Here is a 12269-nt window from a genome sequence, read left to right on the forward strand (position 1 = left end):
AAGGATCTCGATCGCGGCCAGCGGCAGCACCGGATCCGCGGTGACCTGCGCCAAACATGCTGTGATCGCACCGACGAAACACCGCAGATCATCCATGCAATACAACTGGCTGTCGGCTTCGGCCAGGATCTGCAGATCACTTCCCGAATCCAGGTCGTACGTGATCGCGACAGTCATATCCGCTGCCGGTAACAGCAGAGGACGAAAATCCGCCCACCCACCCGGAAACGACAACACCGGCAGAAACGGCATGATGTTCACAGCCAGACCTGTCACCGCCGGATCCCCACCCACCTGCCCGATATCCCGCCGGATATCAGAAGCATCGTATTTGGCATGCCGTAACACCGACCCGATCTCCTCCCCCACCCGAGAAGCGAAATCATCGAACGCCGACCACGGATCCAATGAAATCCGCAACAGCAAGTTGTTCACCAGCAAACACGGCGTCCACCGCGCCGTGCCCATCCGATTCGCGACCGGAAACTGCACATAGAAATCGCGATTCGATGAAAACGCCCCCGCCGTCACACCGACCGCCGCGGTAAACAGAGCCGGTAACCGCACACCCGTCCTCTCGGCGACTGCCGCCAGACATCGCAACTCACCGACACTCAAAACGGTGCCGTGATGGATCACCCTGTTGCCCCCACCCTGCCCCCGCCCTGGCAGCCGCAACGGCTCTACCGCCGCATCCACATACCCACCCCAGAAATCCCGATCGCGGGCGAACCGCTCCGACTCCCGGTAACGCAACGAACTCTCGTACACGGCCTCGACATCGAGATATCCCGGAGCCGCAGCCTGCTCACCTGACACCGCAGCCGCATACAACTGCAACACCCGATTCCCGAGAATCCCGATACTGGCACCGTCGAAGAGAACATGATGCGCCACAAAATGCAGAAACGCCCGCCGCGCCGACAATCGGATCACATGGACACCGAACAACCGATCCCGCTCTAGATCGAACTGCGTCCGCGACAACTCGTCCATCAGAACATGGGCACGCTCGACCCCGTCAGCCACCCCTTCCAGATCCACCACTACCGGAACCCACTCACCGAACTCTCCCGCCACCAGACGCGGACCATCGGCACCGGCGACCACATTGACTGAGGCTGCCGGTGCCTCCGCCAGCGCCTGACGCGCAGCTTCGCCCAGCAGTCCGAGATCGATCACACTCTCGCAGCGAATATCGAGATAACCCGCCATGTTGAACGGCAGATCGGGATCCAATTGCTGTGACAACCACACCCCGAGCTGATTCGCCGTCAACGGGCAGGAGAAAGAATAAACCTGATCTGCCACAATGAAATACCTCGGTGAGAAGAATTCATCAATAATCCGGATCGACGTGCTGATTCAATTCATAACCACTGAACATTCATAACGACTGAACAGGACCGAGGGGAAATATGAAATCCATAAATTTCCCGCTCGCCGATATCACCATGACACCCGATGCCGCGCAACGCTCGAATGTGAAACCAGTAGAGTTGCATACGGAAATATTCCACTGCCATTTATCTAGAACAATCGAAGCTCTGGCAGCAACAACCTGAAGCGACATGGTAATTCAGCACATTGTTCACGAACCGTAGGCCATAGACCGAATTCCACGCTATTTACTTTTGCGACTCCAGGATATTACGAATGCTTTATTTTTCAAGGTACCATCCAAAGACCGACATTTCCTGATAGAACCCTGATAAAAGCAGAAACTGAGATGATCTCAGCGAGTTGTCGTGTCGCTGGCAGGGCAGGGTGCCGTCAAAGTCAGTTGCAGCAGCACATCTGGATCTGCCAACGCTCACCGACGGCGGCTACGACGGTTCCGGCATCGGCGTGCACACCCCGATCAAGCAACCCACCGACGGCCGAGCCCTCGACCCGGACAACTGTACCTGCAACGCGCTGCTGCGCGGGCTGCGCTGCCTGGGCGAACGCGGATTCGCGATCCGCACCGGCCGCCGGCGCGCCCTGCGCCACTTCACCACCAGCCCCGAGAAGATCGGCGACATCGTCAAGGCCGCACTCGTCCTCACCCATTTCGAATACAAACGGGTCGCACGAAACTTGCTGAGATCACTTCACTGTCCGCCACGCCGGCCAGCAGCATCACCGATCACAAATTCCGGCTGGAGTACCAACCCCACCAGACAACCCCGCTACCCTGGAAGCGAGACCCGCCATCGGGAAATTCTGTGACGGTAGGTCGTAGGAATTATACGACGGTCTGCACTTAGCGAGAAAGGTCCTGCCGAGATGGGATTGAGAGCACTTGCCGTGGCGCCACCAGGGCTTCCATATGGTGCTCTCGGCGAGCGAACGCTCAAAAGTAAGGATCCAGCCAGCCTGTATAATGCTTGTCGAATTGCGGGAAAACTGGCCGCCGAAGGAGTCGGCGCCTGGGGGTATTCCAACTGGAATGTTTCGCGAGTCGACCGGCGCGACTATATGTTCCTGATGAATAGCATGTCGGAGGATCGCTCCAGATACGAGAAACTATTACAGGAGGTCCGACCGAATCTCCTGCTAATGGGTGCAATGACAATGTGCCTGCCGGGGGCAATCGAGTGCGCGAGGATCACGCGGGAGATTCTTGGCCGAAACGTCTGCATCGTACTCGGCGGCCGGCATGCCAGCGAGACTATACGGAGGGTGCCTCGGACGGATCGCTGCTACCATCACACCTCGTCGCCGGTAGCGTTGATGGAGAACAGACATGTCGACCCACTCTTCGATATCGTGGTATCAGGAGAGGGTGAGTACATCATCCCTTGGCTGGGTGAACAAATAGACAAGCTCGAGCGGAACGGCCAGGCCTCGACCAGTGTGGTGGACCTACTACCTGAAGCCTCGACTGTAGAAGGCCGGTGGGTGATGTCCGCAATAGTGGACGGAAATACCCGCGACTGGATCGGCACTACGCCTATCTCTGATCGTGACGGACTGCCTTCTCCCGTCTCCATATTCGGTGCCGGCGGCGCATTCGACGTCTTTCCGGGGACTGTGACAGGACATCTATTCAGCGATAGCGGAAATGGATGTGTCTTCGATTGCGACTTTTGTAGCGAAGGCCGAACAATTACCGGAGGGCTGAAATCGGCCGCAACCTCCGCGCAACGGCTTTTCCGGCAAATGAGTGACATGGTTGCCGTTGCTGAAGAAGACCACGGAATAAGCGCATCCGGATTCGTTGAGGATTCCACACTGCTCGGCGGAAACAAGACGCAGCTCAGAAAGCTGGCAAAGCTGCTCTCCGATGCCGATTTCGATCTCGATTTCGGATGCCAATTCACGATCGATCAAATCCTGAGAACAGGAGACGATATACGGCATCTCGCGCAGGTCGGCCTTTCGTACGTATTCATCGGAATCGAGACCTTTGATCCATCAGTCATCGGGGGTATGAGTAAAGACCAGCCGAGTAGCGAACTCGGCTGGCTAGAGCGCTGCGAACAAGCCATCAAGATGCTGAACAGTGCCGGAATCAGGGTCGGTGCAGCAATCCTGTTCGGGCTCGGAGAGCGCCTCAGCCATCGGGTTTCTCTTCTCGAACAATTGAAAGTATGGCGAGCGCAGTACGGCTCCCCGCAACCGGTAAGCCTCAACTGGGCAACGCAACATCCTCTTTCCAACCATGCATGTAAATATCTATTCCACGAGTGGGGTGTGCCGACAGCGGAGTGGTGTGATGCGTTCCGGAACTTCGGCGAAGCAACCGTCCGCTATCCCGTCCACGGCGTCGAGCCACCGAATCTAGCCGAGATCAACAACCTGAACAGCATGATCGAGAATCTTCTATGACGCATTACGGAGCTCCCACCAATCGCCTGCATGCCCTTACTGAACAGATCTCCGAGCGTGCGGTCAGAGTATGCCGACAGCGTTATACCGGTGAGTGGACCGACAAGGGCACACCTCGATCCATACGCGAAGTACACCGACTGTTCGGACGATCGCCGAGCAGATACCGGCCGTCGAGCGAAGCACTCATACGAAGGATTCTGAAAGACGGCGAAATTCCGCGACTCAACCCAATCGTCGACATTGCGAACGCCTTCTCTGCGATATATAGCCTTCCCATCGGAGTATATGCCGCGAGAGAAATTCAGGGGGATAGTGAACTGCGCGCGGGAAGAGAAGGGGAAGTTCTGCAATCCCTTCGCCGCGCGGACCTCGATATTTCAGGATTTCCAGTGCTTGCCGATCGCGAAGAAATTTTCGGATCCACATACAGCGACTCTGCGAGAACTGCATATGAAGGAATCGGAGCAGGGGCTGCGCTGATCGCTGTCTATGGATTCACGCAGAAGGACGCCACCAAAAATTGCGTCAGCGATATCGCTGACGCCGGATTCGATACACAAGCATTCGATTTGACGGCCCGTGTGCATACCGTGGCAGCCGAGACAAAAGCACAAGTCAGCAAAAGGGAGAAAATTGAATCCCTATGAAAGCGGCGATGGCGACAAGCTGGTCGACGATTCTCTTTACCCTCCTCTGATCGTCGAATACAGAGCCAAAGAGAAGTCCGCCTTGGCCGACCTGGTCGAAAAACACTCTTGGCGCTCTTTGATCGAAGTCGGATGCATGGAAGGCCTCCACGCGGAGTGGGCGGTAGGAGCGGGACTGGACTATGTCGGGGTCGATGTGGTCGAACGTTATGTGCAAGCCGCAAAAGAACAATGGAGTGGGCGCGAGACCGATTACGTCCGGGTACCGAGGTTCTTTCATCTCGATGCGACGAATATCCATACGCTCGAGATCGACACCGAGCCAGCAGTCGGATACTACCCTTTCAACAGCCTGGGGAACATGAGTGAGCCGGTGTCCGCCATCCACGCCATTGCCCGGCTCGGGGCAGATGCAATCGTCACGACATACGCGACCCGTTCTCGCGCCACGGCGGTCAGAATAGATTACTATGCCGCTGCGGGTTTCGATCGACTACAGCGATGCGACACCGCTGAAGGGGTTCGAATCATCGGTAGTGGTGGACTGTCGACGATCGCCTATGACAAGACGTACCTGACTGCAATAGCCAGCGAGGTGTATGAAGATATCGAGGTCATCGACTTTTCGACCGTTGGAGTGCTCTTCCTCATGCGCGGAAGTCGACAACGTGCGCACAAATAAAGGACGCGATAAGAAGTCGAGAGGGCTCTTCCGAGTTAGCCGGGCTCGAGTGGCCTGGCCCTGGATGGCGTCGGCCGTGATCGGCGGGTGCAGGCCCACCATACCCGGTGGCGTTGGTTGTCGGGGTTACGGAATCCGAAAGCGATGCGGCCGATGTGTTCGATGATGCGGTTGCAGCCCTCGCTGTGAGCGTTCGACAGCCCGGTGGTGATGGCGGCGATCATCGGTTCCTGTCATTGTTCGATGGTCTGGGCGAGGTCGTGGATCTCGGGAACTGTGGTGTCGGCGCAGAAGGTATGGAAGTGGTGCGGCATGGTGCGGATCTCGTAGCCGAGACCGCCACGGCAGGCCCAGATGATCTTGTTGTCGCCCTTACCCTCTCCGGTGACGCTGTCGCCGTGATGACGCACCGAGCCGTCCTGCGACATCAGCCGCTCATGGTAGACGACATCGGTCAGCTGATCGCCCCGAAACAGCAGTGCGGCGGCATTCAAGTCGATATCGCCTCCCTATCTACCGCAAGCCTGCCAGGAGAAAAAGCTGTACCGCACGAAAGCGCTCGCGGGCCGGATACGGGAAGCTCAGCGGCATATGCGCGGAACTGTCACTGCGGCAAGCCGACTCACTATGGTCCACAGCGGATTTCTTATCGGCCGGATTGCCGCGATCTCGATTACAGTATGACGCGTTACGACATCCGACCTGGAACGAGTTCGACTATGAATCCGGTAAGTACGCTGGGCCGCAAAGTCTGGCATCGACTGTACGGGGTCAAGCGTTGGATGTACCGTGGCGGTCGACCCGGTATTGTCGCGCGCGTGCTCAACTGGCTCTCCGGTCTGCAGTACTCGGCCGGGGTACTGTCTCCGCACTATGCGGTGACCCTGGAAATAGCGGGCAGGCATACCGGTCGTCCGGTGACGCTGCCCATCGTGTGTCCGGCGTGATCGTGACCAAGCCGAACCCGCCCTGGCCGATCAACGCACCCGCCACCAGAAACAACAACGCCGTGGACAACACCGTTCGCGCGGCCACGCCGGACAGCGACACGCTGACCAGTAGTACCACTCCAAAAGCAAGAACCAGCACCATCGCATCCACCGTTCGCAGTCGAGCCCGATCCGCTGCTTCACATCCATGCCACCGGCCAAGTCCTCCCGGTGCTCCAGAGGCATTGAACCGAAACTGTTGAGGTTTCCTCCAGCCTCATATCACGAACACGTAATGCCCGGACAACGAAGAAGGCAAAAGGCTCATTGTGCAGGAAATTTTCAACTCGCTACCTGTGAGTTTCGAATAAAACCGCAGGTAGGGCCTTCGCTAGCACCAGAATGCCGTATAGACTGGCTGCGGCGTACACCGAGTTCTACCGTGGCCCGCCGACTCCATCGTCACAGCATGATGAGCGCATCCCTCAGTCGGCCGGGCCCGGTCCATATGGCACGAGGGAGAGCGCTGTTGAGCAACACCACGACACGCAGCGTGCCGAAACACTCGAGGACTCGAGCGTAATGAACGGTCGGTCCGGGCGGCAACAGCACGGCACGACCGCACAGAGGGCCGCTTATGCCGAAGCAGGCAGGACATGACCCGCCGCGCCAAGGGACCGGTCGCACGCCGCCTCGGCCCGCTCGGTCGCCCGGCCCGACTCACGGTCGCCGGATTCGCCGCAGTGGACCTGCTCGGCACGCTGCTGCTGACGCTGCCCTTCGCCGCAGAGTCCGGTACGTGGACCGACGTGGTCACCGCTCTGTTCACCGCCACCTCGGCCCTCTGTGTGACCGGGCTCGTCCTGGTCGACACCTCGGCATATTGGTCTCCTTTCGGGGAAGTGGTAGTGCTCGGACTGATCCAGGTCGGCGGACTCGGCATCATGACCGCGGCCTCGCTACTCGGCTTGCTGGTCGCCCGGCGGATGGGCTTGCGCATGCAGCTCATCGCCCAGGCCGAAACGAGAACGCTCCGACTCGGCGAAACCCGCCGGGTCGTGGTGGGTGTCGTTACGATGAGCCTGATCATCGAGGCGACGACCGCGATGGTGCTCATCGCGAACCGCCTCGCCACGGCGGGCGAGTCATTCGGTTCGGCCGTACGCTTCGGTGTCTTCTACGCGATTTCGGCATACAACAACGCCGGGTTCGCTCTGCATGACGACAGTCTCATGCGCTATGCCACCGACGCGTGGACCATTGTGCCGATTATGGTGGCGTTCATCCTGGGTGGCCTCGGTTTCCCGGTCGTGTACGAGGTGGTGCGCGCCATCCGTACCCGGTGGCGCGGCACCCGAATGTCCGGCTGGTCGCTACACACCAAAGTCACCGTGTTCACCTACGCCGGCCTGTCCTTGGCCGGATTCGCCTTGGTGACCACGTTGGAATGGAACAATCCCAGCACGCTCGGCCCACTGTCCCTACCCGGCAAACTGCTCACCGGCGTCTTCCACGGCATCACCCCACGCACCGCAGGCTTCAGCTCCATCGATATAGGCACCACGCATCCGACCACGATGCTCGTCAACGACGTACTGATGTTCATCGGCGGCGGCAGCGCGAGCACCGCAGGCGGCATCAAGGTCACGACCTTCGCGCTGCTGGCATTCGTAATCTATGCCGAGATCCGCGGGCAACCGACGGTTCACGTGATGGGGCGGCGACTGGCTGCCGCGACACAACGTCAGGCCATCACAGTAGCGCTGCTCGCGGTCGCGGTGGTGGTGGCCGCAACCATGCTGCTGCTGCGGCTGACCAGACTTCCGCTCGACGCGGTGCTCTTCGAAGTTGTCTCCGCTTTCGGCACTGTCGGCCTGACCACCGGCATCACCGCAGACCTTCCGACCAGCGGGCATCTGCTGCTGATCGCGATGATGTTCATCGGCCGCGTCGGACCGACCACTCTGGCATCCGCACTCGCTCTGCGTGAGTACGAACGGTACTACGAACTACCGGAGGAGCGACCCATCGTTGGCTAAGACACCGTCCAGAGCATCGCTCGGCAAACCTTCCAACAAACCTCCGAAACACCCGGCAACTCGGGTGGTGGTCATCGGCCTCGGCCGCTTCGGCAGCTCGCTGGCCCGCGAACTGGTCACACACGGCTCCGAAGTGCTCGCGATCGACTCCATACCACGTCTGGTACAGCACTATTCGCACGAGTTCACCCACGTCGCGGTCGCCGACACCACTGATCAAGATGCGCTGGAACAACTCGGGGTTCCCGACTTCTCACACGTGGTCGTCGGGATCGGCGGTGATCTAGAGGCCAGTATCCTCACCACCTCACTGCTGGTCGACTTCGAGATCCCCCATATCTGGGCCAAAGCCACCAGCCGCCAGCACGCCCGCATTCTGGAACGTATCGGCGCCCACCACGTGGTACTGCCGGAGCATGATATGGGCGAACGAATAGCCCATCTGGTAACCGGACGCATGCTCGACTACATCGAGTTCGACGAGGACTATGCGATGGTGCGCACCACCGCGCCGCGCGCAGCCATCGGCATGACACTCACCGAAAGCGGGCTACGCCAGCATTTCAATGTCACTGTTGTCGCTGTCAAACGTCATGACGGCGAATTCACCTATGCCACACCGGATACCATGGTCGTCGATGGCGACCAGTTGATCGTCGCCGGAAGCATCGCCTGCGTCGAATCTTTCGCCGAACTCGCCTGAATCCGCATTGCCCGCTGGGCGGGCAAGAGCAGGAACCATCACTGTCAGCCCAGATACCGACCGAGATAGGGCACTGCTTCGACCGGGTGCTGTGCGTCGATGCCTTCGTTGATGGTGCGGAAATCCCAGCCACCGCCCATGCGGACCACGGCACCCATCACCAACCCGGTAGCAGGTACGCCACTGAGCTCGTAGCGGGTGATCTCGCTACCTGAGGAGCCATCGATCAAGCGGCAGAAGGCATTCCGGATATCGGCGAAGGTATGACCGCTGTAGCAGGTCACCAGGAACAAGACAGTCGAGACCTCAGGCAGGACCCGGGTCAGATCGACAGTGATGATCTCGTTGTCGCCCTTGCCTTCTCCGGTGGTACTGTCACCGTGATGACGCACTGAGCCGTCCTGCGATATCAGCTGCGCGTGGTAGATGACATCGGTCAGCTGATCTCCCCGAAACAACAGTGCGGCGGCGTTCAAGTCGATATCGCCTTCGCTGAACCACTGGCGTGTGGGATCCCAACCCAATGCCATATTGAGATAACCGGTGTCATCACGCAACTCGATGGACAACCTACATTCCCTTCCGCAGAGGCGAAGACAGTACTACTACCACCAACAGCGCCTGACCGACTTCGATACCTACTGCAAGCCTGCCAGGAATCGAAGCCATACCGTGCGAGAGGGTGACAACGTTGCGGTCGGCGCAGTACGCCGAGTGCGCTCCGGCGATCCGACTCGGCCATCCCGCATGTGGCGTCAGGTCGGCATCGGGCCGTAGTAGAGATGGACGACACCATTGTCGTAGGCAGCGTACTCTCGGAGCACGAGCGTGACCGTATCGACGTCGTGGCTCCACAGCCGTTCGCCTTTGCCGAGCACGATCGGATATACGAACAGGTGCGATTCGTCGATCAGTCCAGCCTCGAGCCAGGGATCGCACCAGTGTGCCACTGCCACTGCTATAGATCGTGCCATCGATCTCGTCTTTGAGTTTGCGGATGACGTCCGGGTCGTAGGCGCCGATACGAGTGCTGTTGGCCCATTCCACCTGCGGTTGCCTGACACCGACAACGTATTTCATCGTATCGTTGAAAGAACGGCGCCCCTGGATCGCCCTCGACAGTGCGAGCCGAGCAAGTTAGGAGCGAATATCTCGAACGTTGTGCGGCCGGGCAGGATAGCCTTTGACGCGGAAGTGATCGCACCGATAGTCTCGCCCATCCTCGGATCGAACCCGAAGTCCACGGTCCACGAAGGAGCTTCGTAATACCGACCGGGTCCCGATCGCAGTTCAAACCTGACCGGTCGGCCTACGGCGAGATGTCCTCGTCCAGATGGCTCCAGAGTCGTACGATACGGTGTAGTCAGCAGTAGCATGCGTGAGTATGGACGGTTTCTTGCTGTTCGTGGTGGCGGTCGTTCCGGTGATACTTGTTCCGGCCGGGTTCGCATGTGCGGTAACGCGTGCGCGCCGTCGCGGCATCGGGGGTTCGGTTGTCGGCCCGTTCCAGGAGATGTGGGATCCGGGTGCCGCGCGAACTCGGGTCGAGATCGAAGTGCGCGCCGAGCAGAGAACGCCTGCCCCGGTACCAGGCGACCCGCTGTCTTCTGCCGTTGCGGACGTACGGTCTGATCGCTGACCTGGTCCGGCCGCGACACTGCTGGATATGCGAACCGGCTCGACGAATCAATCGCCGAGCCGGTGGTCACGTGTCTCGCCGGATCACCCGATGACGGAATTCATAATCGTGCCCGCGCTGGTCGCCACCGCACCGCCTGCCATCGCGCTGGCGATCATCTTGGGCGACTGGAGACCACCACCGGTCCATTTCTCCCACGCGAACCTGCCACCGCCATAGGTGATCGCGGTGATACCGGATAGCTGGACCAACCAGGTGAAGTATCGCCCCATCTGCAACAGCTTGTCGGCCAGCGGCGGCGCTTCCGCGGTCGGATCGTCGAATTGCGCGACAACGGTCTCATGTATCGAGGCCAGGATCATACTCACGTTCGTGCTCCTTTTCGCATGCTGAGGTGCTAGTGGAGACAGAATTCGAGAGAAAGGACTGCGTTGCCGGGGCGGCCGGCGCGCTAGGGACGCTACGCACCGACCGCGGACGCCGCTCCAGCGTCCGCAATAGTGGTCTCAACCTGTTTTCCGGGTGATTGCCGCAAGACGCGCGACGGTATCAATTAGACCGTATCCGAATGCGACATTCCCCTCCGACACGCCGCTGCGCGCATAGCTCGGCGTACAGCCACCGGTTCGCGGTCACCGTATCGGTGATCCGTTGTTTCTTCCGTGTAGGTCAGTGCGCTGAGCAGACCGTCAGTCGGCGACTTTCACAACGACTTTGCCGAAGTTACGGCCTTCGAGCATACCGATGAAAGCTTCGGAGGCGGCGGCCAAGCCGGGCACGACATCTTCGAGGTAGCGGACCCGCCCTTCGGCGACCCATTCACCCATATCGCGTAGGAAGTCGGGGTACAGCTCGCGGACGAACTCGGATTGGATGAATCCGCGCACGGTGAGGCTTTTGGTCAGGATGCGACGGTAGTAATCGGGCAGCCTGTCCGGCCCCGGCGCGGTACCGACCGTGTTGTAGTTCGCGACCAAACCGCAGACCGGCACCCGGGCATAGGTGTTCAGCAGCGGGTAGACCGCGTCCGCCACGGCACCGCCGACGTTTTCGAAGTAGACGTCGATACCGCCGGGAACCGCCGCCGCCAACTGCTCGGCGAAATCCGGCGCGCGATGATCGATCGCGGCGTCGAAGCCCAGTTCGTTCAGATAGGCGACTTTACGCGGCCCGCCCGCGATGCCGACAACACGCGCGCCGTCGATCTTGGCGATCTGCCCGACAGCCGAGCCCACCGGCCCGGTCGCGGCGGCGACCACTACTGTCTCACCCGGCTGAGGCTTGCCGATTTCGCGTAGCCCCGCGTACGCCGTGAACCCCGGCATGCCGAGCACTCCGAGTGCTGTCGAGACCGGGATCTTCTCCGGGTCCAGTTTACGGACGCTGCGGGCCTGCACGACGTCATGCGTCTGCCACCCCGAATAGGCCAGCACCACATCACCCTCCGCCAGCGCCGGATCCCGGGATTCGAGTACTTCGGACACCGTGCCGCCGACCATCACCGCACCGATCTCCACCGGGGCGGCATAAGACTCGGCGGAACTCATCCGGCCGCGCATGTATGGATCCAGGGAAAGGTACAGCGTACGCAGCAGCACTTCTCCCTCGGCGGGAGCAGGAATCTCCGCGGTCTCGGTCCGGAAATTCTCCGGGATAGGCGCGCCTTCCGGCCGGGAAGCAAGCACGATTCGCGTCGACTCGACCATGGCGTCCACCCTAGCCGGACAGCGCGGCCGCCAGGTGTTCGCGCTCGATGTACGTTTGCTCAATGTGTGTCTCCAGTGCATGTGTGTCTCCAGTGCGCACTGGGATGA

General features: G+C 59.9%; 13 protein-coding genes and 2 pseudogenes. 8 read left to right on the plus strand and 7 right to left on the minus strand.

Annotated elements, in window-relative coordinates; all coding sequences use genetic code 11:
• Positions 1-1311 (minus strand): condensation domain-containing protein (locus ACX4ZE_RS17860; protein WP_480274594.1); only part of this gene is annotated, 1311 nt, incomplete at its 3' end.
• A 456-nt stretch (positions 1312-1767) separates the two neighbouring features.
• Here ACX4ZE_RS17860 and ACX4ZE_RS17865 point away from each other — a divergent pair.
• The 4 genes from ACX4ZE_RS17865 to ACX4ZE_RS17880 are packed head-to-tail and all read left to right on the plus strand — an operon-like array spanning position 1768 to position 5145.
• Entirely contained in the window at positions 1768-2211 is a 444-nt protein-coding gene (locus tag ACX4ZE_RS17865) for a hypothetical protein (RefSeq protein ID WP_480274595.1), read from the plus strand.
• Positions 2212-2268: 57 nt separating this feature from the next.
• Positions 2269-3813 (plus strand): B12-binding domain/radical SAM domain-containing protein, encoded by a 1545-nt coding sequence (locus tag ACX4ZE_RS17870; protein WP_480274596.1) that lies wholly within the window; start codon positions 2269-2271, stop codon positions 3811-3813.
• The gene (locus ACX4ZE_RS17875) at positions 3810-4463 is read left to right on the plus strand and encodes a phenylalanine--tRNA ligase beta subunit-related protein (protein WP_480274597.1); all 654 of its coding nucleotides are present in this window, start codon (positions 3810-3812) and stop codon (positions 4461-4463) included. Before ACX4ZE_RS17870 ends, ACX4ZE_RS17875 begins: the two co-directional genes overlap by 4 nt.
• The gene (locus ACX4ZE_RS17880) at positions 4450-5145 is read left to right on the plus strand and encodes a class I SAM-dependent methyltransferase (RefSeq protein WP_480274598.1); all 696 of its coding nucleotides are present in this window, start codon (positions 4450-4452) and stop codon (positions 5143-5145) included. Before ACX4ZE_RS17875 ends, ACX4ZE_RS17880 begins: the two co-directional genes overlap by 14 nt.
• Before the next feature lie 35 nt (positions 5146-5180).
• Here ACX4ZE_RS17880 and ACX4ZE_RS17885 read toward each other — a convergent pair.
• Positions 5181-5495: pseudogene (locus ACX4ZE_RS17885) on the minus strand (transposase); the annotation flags it as partial.
• A gap of 15 nt (positions 5496-5510) precedes the next feature.
• Positions 5511-5639: pseudogene (locus tag ACX4ZE_RS17890) on the minus strand (TerD family protein); the annotation flags it as partial.
• A 225-nt stretch (positions 5640-5864) separates the two neighbouring features.
• Between ACX4ZE_RS17890 and ACX4ZE_RS17895 the strand changes: the two are divergent.
• The 3 genes from ACX4ZE_RS17895 (at position 5865) to ACX4ZE_RS17905 (ending at position 8816) form a co-directional block, all read left to right on the plus strand.
• On the plus strand, positions 5865-6092 hold the full coding sequence (locus tag ACX4ZE_RS17895; protein WP_480274599.1) for a hypothetical protein: 228 nt from the start codon (positions 5865-5867) through the stop codon (positions 6090-6092).
• A gap of 638 nt (positions 6093-6730) precedes the next feature.
• The gene (locus ACX4ZE_RS17900; RefSeq protein ID WP_480274600.1) at positions 6731-8113 is read left to right on the plus strand and encodes a TrkH family potassium uptake protein; all 1383 of its coding nucleotides are present in this window, start codon (positions 6731-6733) and stop codon (positions 8111-8113) included.
• A 64-nt stretch (positions 8114-8177) separates the two neighbouring features.
• Positions 8178-8816, plus strand: a complete 639-nt coding sequence (locus ACX4ZE_RS17905) for a potassium channel family protein (RefSeq protein ID WP_480274650.1) — start codon at positions 8178-8180, stop codon at positions 8814-8816.
• A gap of 44 nt (positions 8817-8860) precedes the next feature.
• On the opposite strand, the gene ACX4ZE_RS17910 is transcribed toward ACX4ZE_RS17905, so the two are convergent.
• Both ACX4ZE_RS17910 and ACX4ZE_RS17915 read right to left on the minus strand, forming a co-directional pair.
• Positions 8861-9385 carry a TerD family protein gene (locus tag ACX4ZE_RS17910; RefSeq protein WP_480274601.1) on the minus strand — a complete coding sequence of 175 codons (525 nt, stop codon included), beginning with the start codon at positions 9383-9385 and terminating at the stop codon, positions 8861-8863.
• A gap of 186 nt (positions 9386-9571) precedes the next feature.
• Complete coding sequence (locus ACX4ZE_RS17915) at positions 9572-9772, minus strand: dihydrofolate reductase family protein (RefSeq protein WP_480274602.1); 201 nt, start codon at positions 9770-9772, stop codon at positions 9572-9574.
• A 428-nt stretch (positions 9773-10200) separates the two neighbouring features.
• Here ACX4ZE_RS17915 and ACX4ZE_RS17920 point away from each other — a divergent pair, with 428 nt between their 5' ends.
• The gene (locus ACX4ZE_RS17920) at positions 10201-10455 is read left to right on the plus strand and encodes a hypothetical protein (protein ID WP_480274603.1); all 255 of its coding nucleotides are present in this window, start codon (positions 10201-10203) and stop codon (positions 10453-10455) included.
• 83 nt (positions 10456-10538) lie between these two features.
• Here the strand turns inward: ACX4ZE_RS17920 and ACX4ZE_RS17925 are convergent, their stop codons facing one another.
• Positions 10539-10817 carry a hypothetical protein gene (locus ACX4ZE_RS17925; RefSeq protein WP_480274651.1) on the minus strand — a complete coding sequence of 93 codons (279 nt, stop codon included), beginning with the start codon at positions 10815-10817 and terminating at the stop codon, positions 10539-10541.
• Positions 10818-11144: 327 nt separating this feature from the next.
• Positions 11145-12161: an NADP-dependent oxidoreductase gene (locus tag ACX4ZE_RS17930; protein ID WP_480274604.1), complete on the minus strand. Its 1017-nt coding sequence runs from the start codon at positions 12159-12161 to the stop codon at positions 11145-11147.
• Positions 12162-12269 lie beyond the last annotated feature (108 nt).

The organism is Nocardia sp. TBRC8007, from assembly GCF_056629435.1.